At 61.2% G+C, this 22,102-nt stretch carries 19 protein-coding genes; 17 read left to right on the forward strand and 2 right to left on the reverse strand.

The window, feature by feature from the left end; genetic code table 11:
• Window position 1: 1 nt before the first annotated feature.
• The 6 genes from murC (at window position 2) to ACNOHI_RS02625 (ending at window position 6,369) form a co-directional block, all read left to right on the forward strand.
• Entirely contained in the window at window positions 2–1,387 is a 1,386-nt protein-coding gene (gene murC / locus ACNOHI_RS02600) for a UDP-N-acetylmuramate--L-alanine ligase (protein ID WP_420473066.1), read from the forward strand.
• 13 nt (window positions 1,388–1,400) lie between these two features.
• Window positions 1,401–2,387 (forward strand): D-alanine--D-alanine ligase, encoded by a 987-nt coding sequence (locus ACNOHI_RS02605; protein ID WP_420473067.1) that lies wholly within the window; start codon window positions 1,401–1,403, stop codon window positions 2,385–2,387.
• A gap of 17 nt (window positions 2,388–2,404) precedes the next feature.
• Window positions 2,405–3,172, forward strand: coding sequence for a cell division protein FtsQ/DivIB (locus ACNOHI_RS02610; protein WP_420473068.1), 768 nt, complete (start codon window positions 2,405–2,407; stop codon window positions 3,170–3,172).
• 10 nt (window positions 3,173–3,182) lie between these two features.
• Complete coding sequence (ftsA, locus tag ACNOHI_RS02615) at window positions 3,183–4,415, forward strand: cell division protein FtsA (protein WP_420473069.1); 1,233 nt, start codon at window positions 3,183–3,185, stop codon at window positions 4,413–4,415.
• 114 nt (window positions 4,416–4,529) lie between these two features.
• Complete coding sequence (gene ftsZ, locus ACNOHI_RS02620; RefSeq protein WP_420473070.1) at window positions 4,530–5,714, forward strand: cell division protein FtsZ; 1,185 nt, start codon at window positions 4,530–4,532, stop codon at window positions 5,712–5,714.
• Between the two features lie 148 nt (window positions 5,715–5,862).
• A complete protein-coding gene (locus ACNOHI_RS02625) occupies window positions 5,863–6,369 on the forward strand; it encodes a peroxiredoxin (RefSeq protein ID WP_420473071.1) in 507 nt (168 codons plus the stop codon).
• Between the two features lie 45 nt (window positions 6,370–6,414).
• Here the strand turns inward: ACNOHI_RS02625 and ACNOHI_RS02630 are convergent, their stop codons facing one another.
• Window positions 6,415–7,176, reverse strand: a complete 762-nt coding sequence (locus ACNOHI_RS02630; protein ID WP_420473072.1) for a DeoR/GlpR family DNA-binding transcription regulator — start codon at window positions 7,174–7,176, stop codon at window positions 6,415–6,417.
• Between the two features lie 158 nt (window positions 7,177–7,334).
• On the opposite strand from ACNOHI_RS02630, the gene glpD reads away from it, so the two are divergent.
• From glpD to lpxC, 9 genes are all read left to right on the forward strand, one after another.
• Window positions 7,335–8,885 carry a glycerol-3-phosphate dehydrogenase gene (glpD, locus tag ACNOHI_RS02635; protein ID WP_420473073.1) on the forward strand — a complete coding sequence of 517 codons (1,551 nt, stop codon included), beginning with the start codon at window positions 7,335–7,337 and terminating at the stop codon, window positions 8,883–8,885.
• 42 nt (window positions 8,886–8,927) lie between these two features.
• On the forward strand, window positions 8,928–10,028 hold the full coding sequence (locus tag ACNOHI_RS02640; protein ID WP_420473074.1) for an ABC transporter ATP-binding protein: 1,101 nt from the start codon (window positions 8,928–8,930) through the stop codon (window positions 10,026–10,028).
• A gap of 2 nt (window positions 10,029–10,030) precedes the next feature.
• Entirely contained in the window at window positions 10,031–11,116 is a 1,086-nt protein-coding gene (locus ACNOHI_RS02645; protein ID WP_420473075.1) for an ABC transporter ATP-binding protein, read from the forward strand.
• Window position 11,117: 1 nt separating this feature from the next.
• Window positions 11,118–11,987, forward strand: coding sequence for a carbohydrate ABC transporter permease (locus tag ACNOHI_RS02650; RefSeq protein WP_420473076.1), 870 nt, complete (start codon window positions 11,118–11,120; stop codon window positions 11,985–11,987).
• Window positions 11,987–12,790 carry a carbohydrate ABC transporter permease gene (locus ACNOHI_RS02655; protein WP_420473244.1) on the forward strand — a complete coding sequence of 268 codons (804 nt, stop codon included), beginning with the start codon at window positions 11,987–11,989 and terminating at the stop codon, window positions 12,788–12,790. The genes ACNOHI_RS02650 and ACNOHI_RS02655 overlap by 1 nt, the downstream gene beginning before the upstream one ends.
• 1 nt (window position 12,791) lies before the next feature.
• On the forward strand, window positions 12,792–13,076 hold the full coding sequence (locus ACNOHI_RS02660; protein WP_420473077.1) for a DUF2160 domain-containing protein: 285 nt from the start codon (window positions 12,792–12,794) through the stop codon (window positions 13,074–13,076).
• A gap of 80 nt (window positions 13,077–13,156) precedes the next feature.
• Window positions 13,157–14,884, forward strand: coding sequence for an ABC transporter substrate-binding protein (locus ACNOHI_RS02665; RefSeq protein WP_420473078.1), 1,728 nt, complete (start codon window positions 13,157–13,159; stop codon window positions 14,882–14,884).
• 99 nt (window positions 14,885–14,983) lie between these two features.
• Window positions 14,984–16,474, forward strand: a complete 1,491-nt coding sequence (gene glpK, locus ACNOHI_RS02670; RefSeq protein WP_420473079.1) for a glycerol kinase GlpK — start codon at window positions 14,984–14,986, stop codon at window positions 16,472–16,474.
• Between the two features lie 104 nt (window positions 16,475–16,578).
• Window positions 16,579–17,514: a UDP-3-O-acyl-N-acetylglucosamine deacetylase gene (lpxC, locus tag ACNOHI_RS02675; protein ID WP_420473080.1), complete on the forward strand. Its 936-nt coding sequence runs from the start codon at window positions 16,579–16,581 to the stop codon at window positions 17,512–17,514.
• Here lpxC and ACNOHI_RS02680 read toward each other — a convergent pair.
• Window positions 17,511–18,026, reverse strand: a complete 516-nt coding sequence (locus tag ACNOHI_RS02680; protein WP_420473081.1) for a DciA family protein — start codon at window positions 18,024–18,026, stop codon at window positions 17,511–17,513. The genes lpxC and ACNOHI_RS02680 overlap by 4 nt on opposite strands.
• A gap of 51 nt (window positions 18,027–18,077) precedes the next feature.
• Here ACNOHI_RS02680 and ACNOHI_RS02685 point away from each other — a divergent pair, with 51 nt between their 5' ends.
• Window positions 18,078–19,028: a M23 family metallopeptidase gene (locus ACNOHI_RS02685; RefSeq protein WP_420473082.1), complete on the forward strand. Its 951-nt coding sequence runs from the start codon at window positions 18,078–18,080 to the stop codon at window positions 19,026–19,028.
• Between the two features lie 252 nt (window positions 19,029–19,280).
• Window positions 19,281–22,046 (forward strand): preprotein translocase subunit SecA, encoded by a 2,766-nt coding sequence (secA, locus tag ACNOHI_RS02690; RefSeq protein ID WP_420473083.1) that lies wholly within the window; start codon window positions 19,281–19,283, stop codon window positions 22,044–22,046.
• The last annotated feature ends 56 nt before the right edge of the window (window positions 22,047–22,102 follow it).

The raw sequence follows: 22,102 nt of genomic DNA on the forward strand, positions 1-22,102 counted from the left end.
CATGAAGCACAAAGTAAAAAACATTCACTTCGTCGGTATCGGCGGCTCGGGCATGAGCGGCATCGCAGAGGTGCTGCTCAACCTCGGCTACACGATTTCCGGCTCCGACCTGGCCAGCAATGCAGCGACGCAACGCCTGATCGAGCGCGGCGCAAAGGTGACCTTCGGGCACGCCGCGGAAAACATCCAGAACGCGGACGCGATCGTGACCTCGACCGCGGTCAAGGGCGACAACCCGGAAGTCATCGCCGCCCGCGCGAAACATATTCCCATCGTCCCGCGCGCCATCATGCTGGCCGAACTGATGCGGCTGAAGCAGGGCATCGCCATTGCCGGCACGCACGGCAAGACCACGACCACCAGCCTCGTCGCCAGCGTGCTTGCCGAGGGCGGCCTCGACCCGACCTTCGTCATTGGCGGCCGCCTCAACAGTGCAGGCGCAAATGCCAAGCTGGGTGCTGGCGACTTCATCGTCGCCGAAGCCGACGAGTCGGATGCTTCCTTCCTCAACCTGTCGCCGTGCATCGAAGTCATTACCAACATCGATGCCGACCACATGGAGACCTACGACCACAGCTTCGCGAAGCTGAAGCAGGCCTTCGTCGAGTTCACCCAGCGCCTGCCGTTTTACGGCGTCGTCATGGTCTGCATTGACGATCCGAACGTGCGCGAGATCATGCCGTTCATCTCGAAGCCGATCCTGACATACGGTTTCCGCGAGGATGCGCAGGTGCGCGCCATCGGCGCGAAGGCGGTCGACAGTCACATGGAATTCACGGTAATCCAGGACGGCTATCCGCCATTGACCGTGCACCTGAACCAGCCCGGGATGCACAACGTGCAGAACGCCTGTGCCGCCATTGCGATTGCGCGCGAACTCGGTGTCGACGATGCCGCGACGCAGAAGGCACTGCGCGAATTCAACGGCGTCGGCCGCCGCTTCACCCGCTATGGCGAGATCAAACTGCCGGCAGGCGGCTCGTTCACGCTGGTGGACGACTACGGCCACCACCCTGTCGAAATGGCGGCGACGCTATCGGCCGCACGCGGCGCCTATCCGGGCCGCCGCATTGTGCTGGCTTTCCAGCCGCATCGTTATACCCGTACCCGCGACCTGTTCGAGGACTTCGTGAAAGTCATGTCCTCGGTGGACGCGCTGGTGCTGGCCGAAGTTTACGCGGCCGGCGAACAACCGATCGTGGCCGCCGACGGCCGAGCGCTGGCCCATGCGCTGCGCGTGCTCGGCAAGGTGGAACCGATTTTTGTGGAAGACATGACCGACATGCCGTCGACGATCATGAACATGGCGAAGGATGGGGATGTGGTCATCACCATGGGCGCTGGTTCGATCAGCGGCGTGCCGGGAAAACTGGCTCAGCCGAGCTGAAGCAGGATTCATCATGAGCAATGCAGACCTGAAAAAAGAGTTTGGAAAAGTCGGCGTCCTGTACGGCGGCCGTTCGGCCGAGCGCGAGGTATCGCTGATGTCCGGTTCCGGCGTCCTCAAGGCGTTGCAGAGCAAGGGCGTTGACGCGCACGGTTTCGATCCGGCGCAGCGCAGTCTGGCTGAACTGGCGGCCGAGAAGTTCGACCGCGTGTTCATCGCGCTGCATGGCCGCTACGGCGAAGACGGCACGCTCCAGGGCGTCCTGGAACAGCTGGGCATCCCGTACACCGGCTCCGGCGTGATGGCCTCGTCCATCGGCATGGACAAGGTAATGACCAAGCGTATCTGGCTGAACCACGGCCTGCCGACGCCGCGCTTCATCGTGCTCGATTCGCACTCCGCGACGCCGGAAGAGCTGGCCAACGTGCCCGCCGAACTCGGGCTGCCGGTCATGCTGAAGGCGCCGCACGAAGGCTCGACCATCGGCATCAGCAAGGTGATCGATGCCGCCGAAGTGCAAGCGGGCTTCGAACACTGCGCGAAGTACGACGACGTCGTGCTCGCCGAAGAATTCATCACCGGTCGCGAACTGACGGTGCCGGTGCTGGGCAAGGGCCGCACTGCACGCGCGCTGCCGATCGTGGAAATCTGCGCGCCGCAGGGCAACTACGACTACCAGCACAAGTACTTCAGCGACGACACGCAGTATCTCTGTCCGGCGCCGCTGGACGAGGAACTGACCAAGCGCATCCAGTCGCTCGCCGTGCGCGCGTTCAACGCCGTCGGCAGTGCGGGATGGGCGCGCGTCGACTTCATGCTGCGCGCTGCGGACAACGAGCCCTTCCTGCTGGAGATCAATACGTCTCCGGGCATGACGGGACACTCGCTGGTACCGATGTCGGCCAAGGCCTCCGGTGTCAGCTATGAAGATTTGTGTGTGGAAATCCTGCGTTCGGCCGACCTCGATCTGAAGCCGAACAAGGACTGGCAACCGACGTAAGGACCTGACGACCAACCATGTGGCATGACGTAAGGACGCTCAACACCACCACCAACGCGCTGCTCGGCGTGCTGGTGCTGAGCCTTCTCGCGTCAGGCATCTGGTGGGTGGCGCAGCGGCCGATGTTCACCCTCAAGACGATTCGTATCGAGGGTGTCGGCGAAACGATACTGCGGCACGTTAATGCGTCGACGGTGCGTACGACGGCTGTGCCGCGCATCAAGGGCAACTTCTTCACGGCGAACCTCGACACGGTGCGCACGGCATTCGAAGCGGTTCCCTGGGTGCGCAAGGCGTCGGTGCGGCGCGAGTGGCCGAACAAGCTGATCGTGACCGTGGAAGAGCATGAACCGCTCGGCACCTGGGGCGAAGAAGGCAAGCTGCTCTCGGTGAAAGGCGATGTATTCACCGCCAACCTCGCCGAGGCGGAAGAAGACCACGAACTGGCCGAGTTCGGCGGACCGGAAGGGAGCGAGAAGGAAGTCGTTGCCCGGTACCGCGAATTGCAGGCCTGGTTCAAGCCGGCCAGCCTGGCGCCTGAAGGAGTGTGGCTTTCGGGTCGCTACGCCTGGAGCGTGAAGCTGAACAACGGCATGACGGTCGAGCTGGGCCGCGAGGCCAGCAGCGCGACGCTGAAGGATCGCGTCGACCGGCTGGTGAAAATTTATCCGCAACTGGTCACGCGGTTGCAGGACAGGATTGAAAGTGTGGACATGCGTTACCCGAATGGATTGGCGTTGAAGGCAACCGGTTTGAAGTTCGGTATCGAAGGCAAAAAAAAGTAAGCGAATCAACATGACAAAAGACGCAAAGAACCTGATCGTCGGCCTCGACATCGGCACCTCCAAGGTGGTCGCGGTAGTGGCTGAAGTGATGCCGAACGGGAGGCATGAGGTCATCGGGCTGGGCCAGCACGAATCCAAGGGATTGAAGAAGGGCGTGGTGGTCAACATCGAGGCGACGGTGGAGTCGATCCAGCGCGCGCTCGAGGAAGCCGAGCTTATGGCCGACTGCAAGATCAAGAACGTCTATACCGGGATCGCAGGCAGCCACATCCGCAGCTTCAACTCCAGCGGCATGGTGGCCATCAAGGACAAGGAAGTCACGGCGACCGACGTCGCGCGCGTGATCGAAACCGCCAAGGCGGTCAACATCCCGACCGACCAGCAGTTGCTGCATACGGTCCCGCAGGAATTCATCGTCGACAGCCAGGAAGACGTGCGCGAGCCGATCGGCATGAGCGGTATCCGCCTGGAAGTGAAGGTGCATATCGTCACCGGCGCGGTGTCGGCAGTGCAGAACATCGTCAAGTGCGTGCGCCGCTGCGGCCTGGAAGTGTCCGACCTGATTCTGCAGCCGATGGCGTCCGCTGACGCCGTGCTAACGGCCGATGAAAAGGAACTGGGCGTAGTGCTGGTCGACATCGGCGGCGGCACGACCGACGTCGCGATCTTCACCGAAGGCGCGATCCGCCATACCGCCGTTATCCCGATCGCGGGCGACCAGATTACCAACGACATCGCGATGGCGTTGCGTACGCCGACCGCGGAAGCGGAAGAGATCAAGCTGCGTTACGGCGTCGGCAAGCAGGTGCTGGCCGACCCGGGTGAGACGCTGGAAGTGCCCGGCCTTGGCGACCGCGGTCCGCGCACCCTGTCGCGCCAGGCGCTCGCAGCAGTCATCGAGCCGCGCGTCGAAGAACTGTTTGCCCTCGTGCACCAGGTGGTGCGCGAATCGGGCTACGAAGAGGTGCTGTCTTCCGGCATCGTCATCACCGGCGGCACGGCAATGATGCCGGGCATGGTCGAACTGGCCGAAGACATCTTCCTGAAGCCGACACGCCTTGGCGTGCCGGAGTACAGCGGGCAGTTGGCGGACGTGGTGCGCAGTCCGCGTTATTCGACAGTGTTGGGGTTGTTGCTGGAAGCGAAGAAGCAGTACCTGCGCGGTCACATCGTCACTCGCCAGGATGGTTCGGTGAAGGCGGTCTGGCAGCGAATGAAAGAGTGGTTCCTCGGTAATTTTTAAGCAGCAAAAATTTTAATAATCTTTGTGTACTAACCGCAGTTTGCAGTTGCTAGTCGCCCCAGAGCGTGGTGACTAACGACTGAAAACTGCTTCATCTAAGGGAGTTAAACAATCATGGAAATCGATATGATCGATAACGCGAATCTCGGCACCGTGATCAAGGTGGTGGGCGTGGGTGGTGCAGGTGGCAATGCAGTGCAGCACATGATCAACAAGGGCGTGGCCGGCGTGGAATTCATCGCCGCCAATACCGACGCGCAGGCACTGCAGCAGTCGAAGGCCAACAACATCATCCAGATCGGCGAGTCCGGCCTGGGCGCCGGCATGAAGCCGGACGTCGGCCGTCAGCTGGCTGAAGATTCCCGCCAGCGCATCGAAGACGCACTGCGCGGCGCGCACATGGTGTTCATCGCCGCAGGCATGGGCGGCGGCACCGGCACCGGCGCAGCGCCGGTCGTGGCGGAAGTCGCCAAGCAACTCGGCGCGTTGACCGTCGCCGTGGTCTCCAAGCCGTTCTCCTACGAAGGCGCGAAGTGCATGGAACTCGCCGAGCAGGGCCTGGAAGAATTGTCCCGCCACGTCGACTCCCTGATCGTGATCCTGAACGAGAAACTGGAAGAGATCTACGAAGACGACAGCATGATGGAATGGCTGCAGCACGCTGACGATGTCCTGAACAACGCCGTCGCCGGTATCGCCGAAATCATCAACGTGCCGGGCCACATCAACGTCGACTTCAACGACGTCAAGACCATCATGGGCGAGCAGGGCAAGGCCATGATGGGTACGGCAACCGCTTCCGGCGTCGACCGTGCGCGCATCGCTGCCGAGCAGGCCGTGGCATCGCCGCTGCTGGACGGCATCGACCTGTCCGGCGCGCGCGGCGTGCTGGTCAATGTCACCGCCAGCCGCAGCCTCAAGGGCAAGGAAATCAAGGAAGTCATGGCAACCGTCCGCGCGTTTGCCGCACCGGACGCATCCATCGCCCAAGGCATCGCCTATGACGAAAACATGGGCGACGAGATCCGCGTCACCGTCGTGGCAACCGGCCTCGGCCGTGGCCGCAAGAACGTGCAACTGGTGCAGACCCCGGTCCTGCGCACCGGCACGCACAACGAGCCGATCATGCAGCACACCGGCATGATGCAGGGTTCCGCACAGCCGGCAGCCGCATTCGATGGCCTCAAGGCGCCGGCGGTATGGCGTCGCGAGTCCGCATCGGACACCGTGCGCGCGCTGGAAAAGAACGGCATGGAAACCTACGACATCCCGGCCTTCCTGCGCAAGCAGGCCGACTGATCCTTTACCCTGCGTAAAGTAGGGTGATGAAGGCCTGATACTGCAAGAAAAGCAAGAAAAAGGCATACTGCGGTTTGTACGCCGCGCCCCGCGTGACAGCGGCGCGCGGCGTTTTTACACCGCTTTGCCACCAGAGAGGACTCATATCATGACCATCAAGATCGGCGACCGCCTGCCGGAAGGCACACTGTCGGAATTCATCGAAGTCGAGTCGGAGGGTTGTTCCCTCGGCCCGAATACCTTCAAGGTCAGCGACCTGACCAAGGGCAAGAAAATTGCCGTGTTCGGCCTGCCGGGCGCGTACACCCCGACCTGCTCGGCCAAGCATGTGCCGGGTTATATCGCACTGGCCGACAAGCTCAAGGCCAAGGGCGTGGATGAAATCTGGTGCATCTCGGTCAACGATGCGTTTGTGATGGGCGCATGGGGCCGTGACCAGAAGGCGACCGGTATCGTGCGCATGATGGCGGATGGCAGCGCGGAGTTCACCAAGGCGCTCGGCCTGGAGTTCGACCTCACCGCGAAGGGCATGGGTGTGCGCATGCAACGTTTCTCGATGCTGGTGGAAGACGGCGTCGTGAAGACGCTCAACATCGAGCAGCCGGGCAAGTTCGAGGTGTCGAACGCAGAAACCCTGTTGGGCCAGCTCGGCTGATTTTTTCCCGTATCAAACGAAAACGGCGCCTCGGCGCCGTTTTTTTTACTCGACGACAACCACTTCCACCTTGGCCTCCTTGAGCACGCGGCTCAATGCCTCCGGTGGTGGCGCATCGGTGAACAGCATGTCGATCTGCGATACGTGCGCCATGCGCACCAGGGCCTGGCGCGCGAATTTGTCGTGGTCGGCGACCAGCCAGACCTCGCGCGACTGCTCGATGATGGCCTGCGCCACCTTGACCTCGCGCGGATCGTAGTCGCGCAGCGTGCCGTCCAGTTCGATGCTGGAAATCCCGATGATGCCGATGTCGACCTTGAATTGCCGGATGAAATCGATCGTCGCCTCGCCCACGATACCGCGATCGCGCCCGCGCACCACGCCACCCGCCAGTATCACGTCGCAATGGGGATTGTCGGAGAGGATGGACGCCACGTTGAGGTTGTTGGTGACGACATGCAATGCCTGATGGTGGACAAGCGCACGCGCCACTTCCTCGGTCGTCGTTCCAATGTTGATCAGCAATGAACACCCGGACGGCACCTGGCGCGCTACCTCACACGCGATGCGGCGCTTGGCGTCGCTGTTCATTCCCTGGCGCAAGCTGTAGTCGATATTCTCGACGGAAGAGGGCAGGCCGACGCCGCCATGATAGCGGGCCAGCAGGTTCGCTTCTTCCATCATCTTGACGTCGCGCCGCACCGTCTGGGGCGTTACGCCGAGCTCCAGCGCCAGCTCTTCCACTGACATCGTCACGCGTTGCCGCACGGCATCCAGCAGCCGTCTTTGACGTGGATTAAGAGTCAAAGCCGTTCCCCTTCAATCGTGGCAAAGCCCTCAATATAATTGAAAACGAAAATAAACGAACATAAAAAATCAAAAAAGCTGTTGCATTACTTTCGAGAATTGTCGTATCTTAAGCGCCTGTCACCGTACCAACTCTTTGTTTATTGGGCGAGAACCGGATGGAAAACGGCAAGACCAACCTCGAATGCGATCTGCTCGTCGTCGGCGGCGGCATCAACGGCGCCGGCATTGCGCGCGACGCGGCGGGGCGTGGTCTGACTGTCGTTCTCTGCGAAAAGGATGACCTCGCCTCGCATACCTCCTCGTCTTCTTCCAAGCTTATCCACGGCGGGCTGCGCTATCTCGAGTACTACGAGTTCAACCTCGTCCGCAAGGCGCTCATCGAACGCGAAGTGCTGTTGCGCGCGGCGCCGCACATCATGTGGCCGATGCGCTTCGTTCTCCCGCATGACAAGGGGCAGCGTCCCGCGTGGATGATCCGTACCGGCTTGTTCATGTATGACGCGCTGGCAAAGCGCGAACTCTTGCCCGGATCCAGCGGCGCCGACCTCCGCCGCCACCCGGCAGGCGAGCCGCTCAAGCCGGAGTTCACGCGCGGCTTCGTCTATTCCGATGGCTGGGTGGACGATGCGCGCCTGGTCGTGCTCAACGCAGTCGATGCCGCCGAGAAGGGCGCGCGCATTCTCACGCGCACGCGGTGTACGTCCGCGCGGCGCGACGGCAGTGGATGGATTGTCGAACTGGTCGATGCGCAGGGACGGCAATCTCTCGTTCGCGCGCGGGCTCTGGTCAATGCGGCCGGCCCGTGGACCGCGCAATTCCTGCAGAGCGCTGTACAGCGTCCGACGGAGAAGGCGCTGCGCCTGATCAAGGGCAGCCATATTGTCGTGCCGAAGCTGTTCGACCATCCCTACGCGTACATCTTCCAGCACCCCGATGGCCGCATCGTATTTGCCATCCCGTACGAGCAGGACTTCACCCTGATCGGCACCACCGATATCGAATACCACGGCGATGCCAACAAGGTGGCGATCGACAAGGATGAGGTCATCTACCTGTGCGACCTCGCAAGCCGTTACTTCCGCAAGCGCATTACCCCAGCCGATGTTGCATGGAGCTACTCCGGCGTCCGTCCGCTCGTCGAGGACGAATCGTCGAGCGCCTCCGCCGTCACGCGCGACTACCGTCTTGAGCTTGACACGACGGGCGCGCCACTGCTCTCCATCTTCGGCGGAAAGATCACGACCTTCCGCAAGCTTGCGGAAGAGGCCGTCGACATGCTCGCGCCCCTGATTCCCATGCACCGCGGCTCTTGGACGGAGCACGTCTGCTTGCCGGGCGGCGACCTGTTCGGTGCGAAACCCTCGAACCGCTCCGTGCTTGAGTTCGACAAGTTCGTGCACGAGATGCAGAAGCGCCATGCCTTCCTGTCTCCGGCATTGGTAGCGCGCTATGCCCGTGCCTACGGCACGCGAATCGACATGCTGCTGGCGGGGCGCAAGAGCGTGGCTGACATGGGCGAGGAAATCGCCCCCGGCCTCTACGAAGCCGAGGTCGATTACCTGATGCAGCGCGAATGGGCCGCGAACGCAGGAGACATCCTGTGGCGCCGATCCAAGCTCGGCCTGCATCTGCCGAAGGGATCGGAGGAAAAGCTCGAAGCGTGGATACAGGAAAGGAGCGGCACCGAGAAAAGCCGCAGCGCCTAGAAAAGACGGCGCAACAAGAAGAATTTTTAGGAGGAAGACAGCGTGCTTCTAGCATTGGAAAACGTCAGCAAGAAAGTTGGCGCGGAAGATCACATCTATCCGCTCTCGCTTTCGCTGGTACCAGGGACCATCAACGTATTGCTGGGAACGACAAAGGCCGGCAAGACGTCCCTCATGCGTCTCATGGCCGGACTCGACCGTCCGACGGAGGGATGCGTTATTGCAGGCGGCGAGGATGTAACCGGCGTGTCCGTGCGCGAGCGCGATCTCGCCATGGTGTACCAGCAGTTCATCAATTACCCGTCGTTCACGGTGTTCGACAACATCGCGTCGCCGCTGCGCATCAAGGGCGTGGCGGAAAGCGAAATCAAAAAGCGCGTGATCGACATGGCGGAACGCCTGCACATCACGCCTTACCTTCAACGCTTTCCGGCCGAACTGTCCGGCGGCCAGCAGCAGCGTACCGCGATGGCTCGCGCGCTCATCAAGGAAGCCGGCCTTTTGCTCCTCGACGAGCCGCTGGTCAACCTCGACTACAAGCTGCGCGAGGAATTGCGCAATGAACTGACCGAGTTGTTCTCCGAAGGGAAAACCACGGTGGTGTACGCCACCACTGAACCGCTGGAAGCCCTGCAGCTCGGCGGCAACGTGGCGGTGCTGCACGAGGGCCGCTTGCTGCAAAGCGGCCCGACGCTCGACGTCTTCAATGCCCCCAATTCCATCCAGGCAGCACGCACCTTCAGCGATCCACCGATCAACCTGATGCATGCTTCGCTCGACGCCAATGGCACAGCGCAATTGGGAAGCGGCCTTGTCCTGCAACTGAGCGATGCACAAATGCAGAAGGCGGCAGGGCACAGGGAAGTGATGCTCGGCCTGCGCGCGCACAGCCTGCGCCTTGCTGCACGCTATCCGGATGATGTGCCGATCGAAGCGGAAGTCGAGCTGGCCGAAATCAGCGGCTCGGAAACCTATGTGCACGTGCACCGCGGCCGCATCGCGCTCGTCGCGCAACTGCCTGGCGTGCACGACCTCGAAATCGGCTCGCCCTGCAGCATGTATTGCAGGCCGGGCGACCTGTTCCTGTACGCACCCGATGGCGCGCTATTGTTTGCGCCGACACTGACTCAGGCTGGAGTGTAAGCATGGCCCGTATCGAACTCGTTGATCTGGCTCATGCCTACAAGCCGAACCCGGGCGCGCCCACCGACTACGCGCTGCGTCCGATGAACATGCAGTGGGACGACGGTGGCGCCTATGCATTGCTGGGACCATCCGGCTGCGGCAAGACCACGCTGCTGAACATCATTTCCGGATTGCTGCGCCCTTCGCATGGCCGTGTGCTTTTCGACGGCAAGGACGTCACCAGCCTGCCGCCGGAAGCACGCAATATCGCCCAGGTATTCCAGTTCCCGGTCATCTACGACACGATGACCGTGTTCGACAACCTCGCTTTCCCGCTGCGCAATCGCGGCTGGAAAACGGCGGACATCAACAAGCGCGTACAGCAGGTCGCAGAAATGCTGGAGCTGACCGGCGACCTGAAGCATCGCGCCAGCGGCCTGTCCGTCGACGCGAAGCAGAAGATTTCCCTCGGCCGCGGACTGGTCCGTCCCGACGTCGCCGCCGTGCTGTTCGACGAACCGCTGACCGTAATCGACCCGCACCTGAAATGGCTGCTGCGCCGCAAGCTCAAGGAAATCCATCACGAGCTGAAGCTGTCGCTGATCTACGTCACGCACGACCAGGTGGAAGCGCTGACCTTCGCCGACAAGGTGGTCGTGATGACCCAGGGTGAAGTGGTGCAGGCGGGGACGGCCCAGGAATTGTTCGAGGAACCTGCGCACACCTTCGTCGGTTACTTCATCGGCAACCCCGGCATGAATCTCCTGCCATGCAGGATCAATGGCGGCGCCGCCCATCTCGAGGGCAGCAGCATTCCGCTGTCGCCGCGTGCGAGTGCCGCGCTGAACGGTGCCAACGGAAATACGACGCTCGGCATCCGCCCCGAATTCGTCGAATGCGAATTCGAGCAGCAGCCCGACACGGCGCCGGCGACCATCACGTCGGTTCGCAACCTCGGCACGCATTACCTCGCTGAATTCAAATTGGGCGAACACACGATCGCCGCCAAGCTAAGACAACTCTCCGCGTCTGCTGGTGAAAAAGTCTGGTTGCGCCTGCCGGCGGACCGGACCCTTTACTACGTCAACGACAAGCGGGTGGCATGACATGAAAACCTACAATAACCGCGCGTGGTTCCTGATTCTCCCGGTGATCCTCTGCGTTGCCTTCTCGGCCATCCTGCCGCTGATGACCATCGTGAACTACTCGGTGCAGGATATCCTCAGCCCGACGCAGCACGTCTTTGTCGGCACGGAATGGTTCCGCATGGTGATGCGCGACAGCGAACTGCACGGCGCACTGTACCGGCAGCTGATCTTTTCGTTGTCCGTGCTCGCGATCCAAATCCCGCTCGGCATCCTGATCGCGCTGTCCATGCCTGCACAGGGCTGGAAGGCATCGATGTCCCTGGTGCTCATCGCCTTGCCGCTGCTGATCCCCTGGAACGTGGTCGGCACGATCTGGCAGATCTTCGGGCGCGGCGACATCGGCCTGCTCGGTTATGCGATCAACCATTCCGGCATCAGCTACAACTACACCGGTGACTCGATCGATGCCTGGGTGACGGTGCTGGTGATGGACATCTGGCACTGGACGCCGCTCGTGGTGCTGCTCTGCTATGCCGGCCTGCGCGCGATCCCGGACGCCTACTATCAAGCGGCGAAGATCGACGGCGCATCGCGCTGGGCCGTGTTCCGCTTCATCCAGCTGCCCAAGCTGCGCAATGTGCTGATGATCGCCGTGCTGCTGCGCTTCATGGACAGTTTCATGATCTACACGGAGCCCTTCGTGCTGACCGGCGGCGGACCCGGCAATGCGACGACCTTCCTGTCGCAGTACCTGACGCAGAAGGCGGTTGGCCAGTTCGACCTCGGGCCTGCGGCGGCATTCTCGCTGATCTACTTCCTGATCATCCTGCTGTTCTGCTTCGTGCTCTACAACTGGATGCAACGTGTCGGAACGGGAGACAAGAAATGATGAGCAAACGCCTGACGGCGCCCATTCTCGCGCTGTACCTGCTGCTGTCGCTGCTGCCGATCTACTGGATGTTGAACATGTCGTTGAAGACCAACGAGGAAATCGTTGGCGCGCTGACAATGTGGCCGAGCAACCTGACCTTCGACAACTTCAAGACGATCTTCACCGATCCGTCCTGGTATGACGGTTACATCAACTCGATCATCTATGTCGCCATCAACATGCTGCTGTCGACTGCAGTGGCTCTGCCAGCGGCATATGCGTTCTCGCGCTACTCCTTCCTCGGCGACAAGCACCTGTTCTTCTGGCTGCTGACCAACCGCATGACGCCGCCCGCCGTGTTCCTGCTGCCGTTCTTCCAGCTGTATTCGACGGTCGGCCTGATGGATACGCATCTTGCCGTGGCGCTGGCGCACATGGTGTTCAACGTGCCGCTCGCAGTGTGGATCCTGGAGGGGTTCATGTCGGGTATTCCGAAGGAAATTGACGAGACCGCCTATATCGACGGCTACAGCTTCCCGAAATTCTTCGTGAAGATCTTCCTGCCGATGATCAAGTCCGGCGTCGGCGTGACGATGTTCTTCTGCTTCATGTTCAGCTGGGTGGAGCTGCTGCTGGCGCGCACGCTGACCTCGGTAAACGCCAAGCCGATCGCCGCGACGATGACACGCACCGTCTCTGCCGCCGGCATGGACTGGGGTGTGCTGTCCGCAGCCGGCGTGCTGACCATCGTGCCCGGCGCACTGGTGATCTGGTTCGTGCGGCATTACATCGCCAAGGGCTTTGCAATGGGGAGGGTGTGACATGGAAGAAGTATTCGGATGGATGGCATGGACGCCTCCCGTGGCCGTCTTCTTTACGGCGATCGTGCTCATGCTGATCGGCATGACGATCTGGGAAATCAAATCGCCGACGACCGAGCGCCGGGGCTTCCTGCCCATCAGCACGACGCGCGGCGACCGGCTGTTCATCGGCCTGCTAACGGCGGCCTACCTGAACCTGGCCTGGGCCGGCCTGACCGAAATGGACCAGGCCATCGGCGCGGCGGTCGGATTCCTGGTGTTGCTTATCGTGATGCGTTGGGGTTGACCCTGCGTTTCCATGTCCGGCGCATTCCTTCCCTGCGCCGGTCATTTCTGCTGGGGGAAGACATTAAAACAGGTGGAGATATGAGACTTAAACTGACGGCGTTGGCTGCTGCGGCGATGCTGGCTTCGGGTGCGTCCTGGGCCGACATGAAAGCGGCGGAAAAGTGGGTTACCCAGGAGTTCCAGCCTTCCAGCCTGAGCAAGCAGCAGCAGCTGGACGAAATGAAGTGGTTCATTGAAGCCGCCGCCAAGCTCAAGGCGAAAGGCGTGAATGAGATCAACGTCGTGTCCGAAACCATCGACACGCACGTGTACGAATCGAAAACGCTCGCCAAGGCCTTTGAGGAAATCACCGGCATCAAGGTCAAGCACGACATCATCCAGGAAGGCGACGTCGTCGAAAAACTGCAGACCTCGATGCAGTCCGGCAAGAGCATCTACGACGGCTGGATTTCCGACTCCGACCTGATCGGCACGCACTATCGCTACGGCGCGATCATCCCGCTGTCCGACTACATGGCCGGCGAGGGCAAGGAGTTCACCAACCCCGGCCTCGACCTGAAGGATTTCATCGGCATCAGCTTCACCACCGCACCGGATGGCAAGGTGTACCAGCTGCCCGACCAGCAGTTCGCCAACCTGTACTGGTTCCGCGCCGACTGGTTCGAGCGCAAGGACCTGAAAGAGAAGTTCAAGGCCAAGTACGGCTATGAACTCGGCGTGCCGGTCAACTGGTCCGCGTATGAAGACATCGCCGACTTCTTCACCAACGACGTGAAGAACCTCGACGGCAAGCGCGTCTACGGCCACATGGATTACGGCAAGAAGGACCCGTCGCTCGGCTGGCGCTTTACCGATGCCTGGCTCTCGATGGCCGGCACCGCCGACAAGGGCATCCCGAACGGCGTGCCGGTCGATGAATGGGGCATCCGCGTTTCGCAGGACAAGTGCAATCCCGTCGGCGCCGCGGTCTCGCGGGGCGGCGCGACCAACTCGCCGCCTGCCGTGTATGCGCTCACCAAGTATGTCGACTGGATGAAAAAATACGCGCCGCCGCAGGCCACCGGCATGACCTTCTCCGAAGCGGGCCCGGTGCCGGCGCAAGGCGAAATCGCCCAGCAGATTTTCTGGTACACCGCCTTCACCGCCTCCATGATCAAGGGCGGCTTGCCGGTCGTGAACCCGGATGGCAAGCCGAAGTGGCGCATGGCGCCGTCGCCGCACGGCCCGTACTGGAAGAACGGCATGCAGAACGGCTATCAGGACGTCGGTGCATGGACCTTCTTCAAGTCCACGCCGCCGGAGCGCCGCGCCGCCGCATGGCTGTACGCGCAATTCGTGACCGCGAAGACCGTGTCGCTGAAGAAGTCGATCACCGGCCTGACGTTCATCCGCGAATCCGATATCAAGCATGACTACTTCACCCAGCACGCCGACCAGCTCGGCGGCCTGGTTGAGTTCTACCGCAGCCCGGCCCGCGTGGCATGGACGCCGACCGGCACCAACGTGCCGGACTATCCAAAGCTGGCGCAGCTGTGGTGGAAGAACGTCGCGACCGCGGTCACCGGCGAGAAGACGCCCCAGGCAGCAATGGACAACCTGGCCGAGGAAATGGACCAGGTGCTGTCGCGCCTCGAGCGCGCCGGCATGAAGGCTTGCGCACCGAAGCTGAATCCTAAGGGCGACCCTGCCAAGTGGCTGAGCGACAAGGGCGCGCCGTGGAAGAAGCTGGACAACGAGAAGCCGAAGGGTGAAACCATCGCCTACGACAAGCTGCTGCAGGCCTGGAAGGAGGGCCGTGCCAACTGATCGCATTATCATCGATCAGATAAACTAGGTTGGCGCGGCAGTGTTGCCGCGCCATTTTTCATGGCGGCCGGAGAGCGCGTCATCCAAGGAGACAGTCCCGTGACCAAATACATTCTCGCCCTCGACCAGGGCACGACCAGTTCGCGCGCCATCCTGTTCGATCGCGAAGGCCGCATGCAGGGCATCGCGCAGCAGGAATTCCGGCAGATTTTTCCGCAGTCGGGTTGGGTGGAGCACGACGCCAACGAGATCTGGAGCAGCCAGCTGAGCGTCGCGCAGCTGGTGCTCAAGCAGCAAAGTATTTCGGCGTCCGACATCGCCGCCATCGGCATCACGAACCAGCGTGAAACGACCGTGGTGTGGGACCGCAAGACTGGGGAGCCGATTGCCAACGCCATCGTGTGGCAAGACCACCGTACGGCCGGGCTGTGCGATTCCTTGCGCGAACAGGGCAGGACCGCATTGTTCCAGGAAAAGACCGGGCTGGTGATCGACGCTTATTTTTCTGGCACGAAGCTCAAGTGGCTGCTTGATAACGTCCCCGGCGCGCGGGGCAGGGCGGAGCGCGGCGAGCTCGCCTTCGGCACCATTGATTCCTGGCTCATTTACAAACTGTGCGGGGCGCACGTGGTCGACACCAGTAATGCATCGCGCACCTTGCTGTTCAATATCCACACCCTTCAGTGGGACGATGAACTGCTTTCGGTCCTCGACGTTCCGCGTAACCTGCTACCCGAAGTCGTCTCCGGCAGCGGAGTGATTGGCTCGACAAAAACCGAACTGTTTGGCGGGCCGATTTCGATTGCCGGCATCGCTGGGGACCAGCAGGCGGCGACCTTTGGCCAGGCATGCCACCGCCCGGGCATGGCAAAGAATACCTACGGCACCGGTTGTTTCATGCTGATGAACACCGGCAAGCAGGCCATTGCATCGAAAAACAGCCTGCTGTCCACCGTCGGCTGGACCATCGGTGGACAGACGGATTACATGCTTGAAGGCAGCGTGTTCAATGCAGGCGCTGCCGTGCAATGGCTGCGTGATGGACTTGGCATCATCAAGAGCTCGGAAGAAGTCGAAGCACTCGCGTCGAGCGTCCCGGATACGGGCGGCGTATTCTTCGTGCCGGCATTCGCCGGCCTGGGCACGCCTTACTGGGATGCCTACGCCCGAGGAACCATGGTCGGCATCAGCCGAGGAACCACGAAGGCGCACATTGCCCGGGCGACCCTGGCAAGCATTGCCTATCAAACAGCGGACGTGCTCGAGGCGATGCAGAAGGATGCGTCCATTGGCCTGACGGAATTGCGGGTAGACGGCGGCGCCTCGCGCAACGACTTGCTGATGCAGTTCCAGGCCGACGTACTGGGCGTCCCCGTGGTGCGGCCGCTGGTGACGGAAACAACGGCGCTCGGTGCGGCGTATCTTGCGGGCCTGGCCGTGAAGTTTTGGCAATCGAAGGATGAAATCGCGGCGCAATGGAAGGTCCAGAAGCGCTTCGAGCCGTCGATGTCAGCCGACGAGCGCGAGCAACGCCTCTCCACATGGCGGCGGGCAGTGCAGCGGGCGCAACATTGGGTGGAAAAGCACTAATTAACGGGGAATGGCAGCAGATCGGTGCGGATAGCGTGGTGTAAGCCCAACAGCGGTCACAATGCTTTACAACTGACCCACGGGTTAGTTGCTATAATTCACCAATGCTCAAACAACGCACCGTCAAACAGCTCGTCAAGACCATTGGCGTCGGACTGCATTCCGGCACCAAGGTCGAGCTCACCCTGCGACCGGCCGCGCCTGATACCGGCATTGTTTTCCGTCGTGTTGATGTCAATCCCCCAGTTGACCTGCCCGCCAGCGCCACCGGCGTGGGCGACACGCGCATGGCATCGGTCCTGGAAAAGGACGGCATTCGCGTATCGACCGTCGAGCATCTGATGTCCGCCTGCGCGGGCCTCGGGATCGACAACTTGTACGTCGATGTGACTGCGGAAGAGATTCCGATCATGGACGGTTCGGCAGCTTCCTTCGTCTTCCTGCTGCAGCAGGCCGGCCTTCAGGAGCAGAGCGCGCCGAAGAAATTCATCCGCGTCAAAAAGCCTGTCGAAGTCCGCGAAGGCAAGGGCGCGCAGGAAAAGTGGGCGCGACTGGAACCGTACGACGGCTTCAAACTCAACTTTTTCATCGAATTCAATCACCCCGCAGTCGACGCGACCGGGCAGGTCGCCGAGGTCGATTTCGGGATTGATTCCTACGTGAAGGAAATCGCCCGCGCCCGCACCTTTGGTTTCATGCAGGACGTGGAAACCCTGCGCGGCATGGGCCTTGCCCGCGGCGGCTCGCTCGAAAACGCGATCGTGATGGATGAATACCGGATCCTGAATCCGGACGGCCTGCGCTACGACAATGAATTCGTGCGCCACAAGATCCTCGACGCCATCGGTGACCTCTACCTGGTCGGCCACCCGCTGCTCGCCAGCTATGTGGCGCACAAGTCGGGGCACATGATGAACAACCTGCTGCTGCGCGCGCTGCTCGAGCAACCGGATGCCTACGACATCGTGAGCTTCGATTCGCTCACGACCGCGCCTGAGGCTTACGCGCGCCAGACTCGGCAGGAGTGGGCTTTCAGCTAAGTCTTCCCGTGGCGCTTGAGCATCGTGCTCAGCGCCTGCGTCAATGCCTGGTTCCCGGGCGATTTTTCCAGTGAATTCCGCAAGTTCTCGAATGCCGACAATGCCTTGTTCGGCATCTCGATTTCCTTCTGGCGTATTGTCTTTTCGCCAATCTTTCTTACTTGCACTTTGATACGTATTGCGTTAACCTGCCAACCGCGTTGCAGCAGGCTCTCTTGCAGTTTTGGCAACTGCTGCTTGAGCTTCGCGGCAAGCGCAGCATTCGGTACCCCGATCGTCAATTGATCTCCGTCGAACCGCATGACGGAACAAGCGTCAAAAAGCGCGGGGAGGACAGCCGAACACTCTTCTTGCAACTTCGCCAGGCGCATGACAGCCGGCAATAGCGTGGCCATTCTGTCGTGCGTGCGCAGGAAATCTGTAACAGCTGTAACTCTGCTCGCGGCCTTTGCACCGCCGCGGGTAGACTGAAATCGTTGCTGAGAAGAAAGAAATAAGGGCGGGCGACTCATGCTTGAACCTTATCACATCACACCTGCGATAGACGAGTCGGAGGAGTTGGAATGCAAATTATTCTGCTGCACCCGCGCTTCAGCGCGAAGACGCTCACCCTGACGCGATGGCACCTGATGCTCCTTGGGGTTGTGTTTTTGTCATCGGTCATCCTGGTTTCATTCTTCCTGTATTACCTCACCTTCCGCCACGCCACCGACCTCAACATACCGGTCGTACGCGACGTCCTCGCATCCGCCACCCAGGACGACACCAGCAAGAAAGACAAGTACGTCAAGGAAAACCTCGCCGCTATGGCGATGAAGCTGGGCGAGATGCAGGCGCAACTGATGCGTCTCGATGCCTTGGGCGAGCGCGTACAGGGCCTCGCCGGGGTCAAGCCGCAGGAATTCAATTTCCGCGAGATGCCTGGCCGCGGCGGCGCTGAACCGTCCAGCCTGAAAGACAAGCCGCTCAGCATGAATGAATTCCAACAGCTGCTCGACGCCATGGCGCGGGACGTGGAACACCGTGCCGACTACATGAACGTGGTCGAAACCACGCTGATGGGCCACAAGATCAAGTCCAAGCTCCTGCCCACGATCCAGCCGGTCAATGTCAGCTATAACGCTTCCGGCTTCGGCTGGCGTTTCGATCCCTTTACCGGGCGTCAGGCCTTCCATGAAGGGATCGACTTTGCCGCTGCGACCGGTACGCCGATCGTCGCGGCTGCCGGCGGTGTCGTGATTACTGCCGAATATCATCACCAGTTCGGCAACATGGTTGAAATCGACCATGGCAACGACATGATCACCCGCTATGCGCATTGCTCCCGTCTGGGCGTCAAGGTCGGCGACATCGTCCGGCGCGGCCAGCACGTTGCGGATATCGGATCCACCGGTCGTTCGACCGGCTCGCATCTTCACTTCGAGGTTCTGGTGAAAGGCATCCAGCAGGATCCGCACAAGTTCCTTTCCGCAGGCGCAGACCAAGCCAAGCTCGCGGCGCTCGCCGCCAGGTAATCTCAGGATCTGTTGACTTTGTGGTGCCAGGGGGATTGTTTCCCCTTGGACCGTCCCCATCTTCCGCCTGATCGGCGCAATTCCGGCCGGTCATCGTCCCGGAATTTTGTCCTTGCGCAATCATTTTGCGCTTCCGGTTCCGAAGCGGGCAGACCCGGATGGGCTGCATGATAAAATCAGCAATTTACCCAATTGCGTCTCCGTGAAGCACTGGAAGGGCTGGTTTCACGGCGTCTTAAACAACATTAAAGCATGTCCCTACTGACCCAGATTTTCGGCAGCCGCAACCAGCGGCTGATCAAGCAATACCAAAAGACCGTCCGCGAAATCAATGCGCTTGAACCGGCGATGGAAAAGCTGTCCGACGCCGAGCTGCAGGCGAAGACGCCCGAGTTCAAGGAGCGCATCGCCAAGGGCACGACCCTGGACGAGATCCTGCCGGAAGCGTTTGCGGTCTGCCGCGAAGCGAGCCGCCGCGTGCTGAAGATGCGCCACTTCGACGTGCAGCTCATCGGCGGCATGGTCCTTCACAACGGCAAGATCGCCGAAATGGGCACGGGCGAAGGCAAGACGCTGATGGCGACGCTGGCCGCCTACCTCAATGCACTTAGCGGCAAGGGCGTGCACGTCGTGACGGTCAACGACTACCTCGCGCAGCGCGATGCCGAGTGGATGGGCAAGCTGTACAGCTGGCTGGGCCTGACGACCGGCGTGAACCTGTCGCAGATGGCGCATGACACGAAGCAGGCTGCGTATGCCGCCGACATCACCTACGGCACCAACAACGAATTCGGCTTTGACTACCTGCGCGACAACATGGTCTACGATTCGGGCGACCGCGTGCAGCGCAGCCTGAACTTCGCCGTCGTCGACGAAGTGGACTCGATCCTGATCGATGAAGCGCGTACCCCGCTGATCATTTCCGGACAGGCCGAAGACCATACCGACCTGTACATCAAGATGAACGCGGTTCCGCCGCTGCTGACGATGCAGATCGGCGAGGAAACGCCGGACGGCAAGGGCAAGGTCGAAGTCCCTGGCGACTACACCAAGGACGAGAAATCGCACCAGGTGCTGCTGACCGAAGCCGGCCATGAAAAAGCCGAGCAGATCCTTACCCGCATGGGCCTGCTGCCGGAAGGCGCGTCGCTCTACGATCCGGCCAACATCACGCTGATCCACCACCTGTACGCCGCCTTGCGCGCGCATGTGCTGTTCCACAAGGACCAGCATTACGTCGTGCAAAACAACGAAGTCATCATCGTCGATGAATTCACCGGCCGCCTGATGGTGGGCCGTCGCTGGTCCGACGGCCTGCACCAGGCGGTCGAGGCGAAGGAAGGCGCGAAGATCCAGAACGAGAACCAGACCCTGGCCTCGATCACCTTCCAGAACTATTTCCGCATGTACGGCAAGCTCGCCGGCATGACCGGTACCGCTGACACCGAAGCCTATGAATTCCAGGAAATCTACGGCCTCGAAACCGTCGTGATTCCGCCCAACCGTCCGAGCCAGCGCAAGGATCGCCAGGACCAGGTGTACAAGACCGCACAGGAGCGGTACAACGCGGTCGTCAACGACATCAAGGACTGCTACGAGCGCGGCCAGCCGGTGCTGGTCGGCACGACCTCGATCGAGAACTCAGAGCTGATCTCGAAGATCCTCGCCCAACACAAGCTCCCGCACAACGTCCTCAACGCCAAGCAGCACGCGCGCGAAGCGGAAATCGTCGCGCAGGCAGGCCGGCCGAAGATGATCACCATCGCCACCAACATGGCGGGCCGCGGTACCGATATCGTCCTCGGCGGCAATGTCGAGAAGCAGATCCAGATCATCGAAGCCGATGCCAACCTGAGCGATGCCGACAAGCAGCAGAAGGCGAAGACCCTGCGCGACGAATGGCAGTCGCTGCACGACCACGTGGTCAACGCTGGCGGCCTGCATATCATCGGTACCGAGCGCCACGAATCCCGCCGCATCGACAACCAGTTGCGTGGCCGTTCCGGCCGCCAGGGTGATCCGGGCTCCTCGCGCTTCTACCTGTCGCTCGATGATCCGCTCCTGCGCATCTTCGCCGGCGACCGCGTGCGCGCCATCATGGACCGTCTGAAGATGCCCGAAGGCGAACCGATCGAAGCCGGCATCGTGTCGCGCTCGATCGAATCCGCCCAGCGCAAGGTCGAAGCGCGCAACTTCGACATCCGCAAGCAATTGCTGGAGTACGACGACGTCGCCAACGACCAGCGCAAGGTGATCTACCAGCAGCGCAACGAATTGCTCGAAGCGCACGACATGTCCGAGATGATCGCGTCCCTGCGCCAGGGCCTGTTCACCGACGTCTTCCGCACCTTCGTGCCGGAAGAGTCGATGGAAGAGCAGTGGGACCTCAAGGGTCTCGAAGCCGCACTCGCCAATGAGTGGCAGCTTGAGGTGCCGCTCACCAAGATCATCGAAGCCCAGCCTGAACTGACCGACGACGAACTGCTCGAGCGCGTGCAGAAAGCCGCCGAGGAGTCGTACGACGCCAAGGTGGCGATCATCGGCAAGGAAGCATTCGCCGGCTTCGAACGCAGCGTGATGCTGCAGAGCATCGACACGCACTGGCGCGAGCACCTTGCCGCCCTCGACCACCTGCGCCAGGGCATCCACCTGCGCGGCTATGCGCAGAAGAACCCGAAGCAGGAGTACAAGCGCGAAGCCTTTGAGTTGTTCGGCACCATGCTCGACCTGATCAAGAACGAAGTGGTCCGCATTGTCATGACCGTGCGTATCCAGTCCCGTGAAGAGATCGACGCGGCAGAGGCGCAACTCGCGCAGTCGCACGTGGAAAACGTGCACTACGAGCATGCCGACTTCAATCCGAACGCCGCACCGGAAGAGCTGCTCGCACCGACCGCCAACGCGGAAGCCGCCGGCCAGCAGCCCATGGTCAACGGCATGCCTAAGGTCGGCCGCAATGATCCTTGCCCGTGCGGCAGTGGCAAGAAGTACAAGCAGTGCCACGGCCGCCTGGCATAACCGTCCGGCACTCAGCAAGACAAAGGGCAGGGTAACCTGCCCTTTGTTTTTTCAGC

Origin of the sequence: Noviherbaspirillum sp. ST9 (assembly GCF_048799745.1) — a bacterium.
Classification (GTDB): Bacteria; Pseudomonadota; Gammaproteobacteria; order Burkholderiales; family Burkholderiaceae_D; genus Noviherbaspirillum.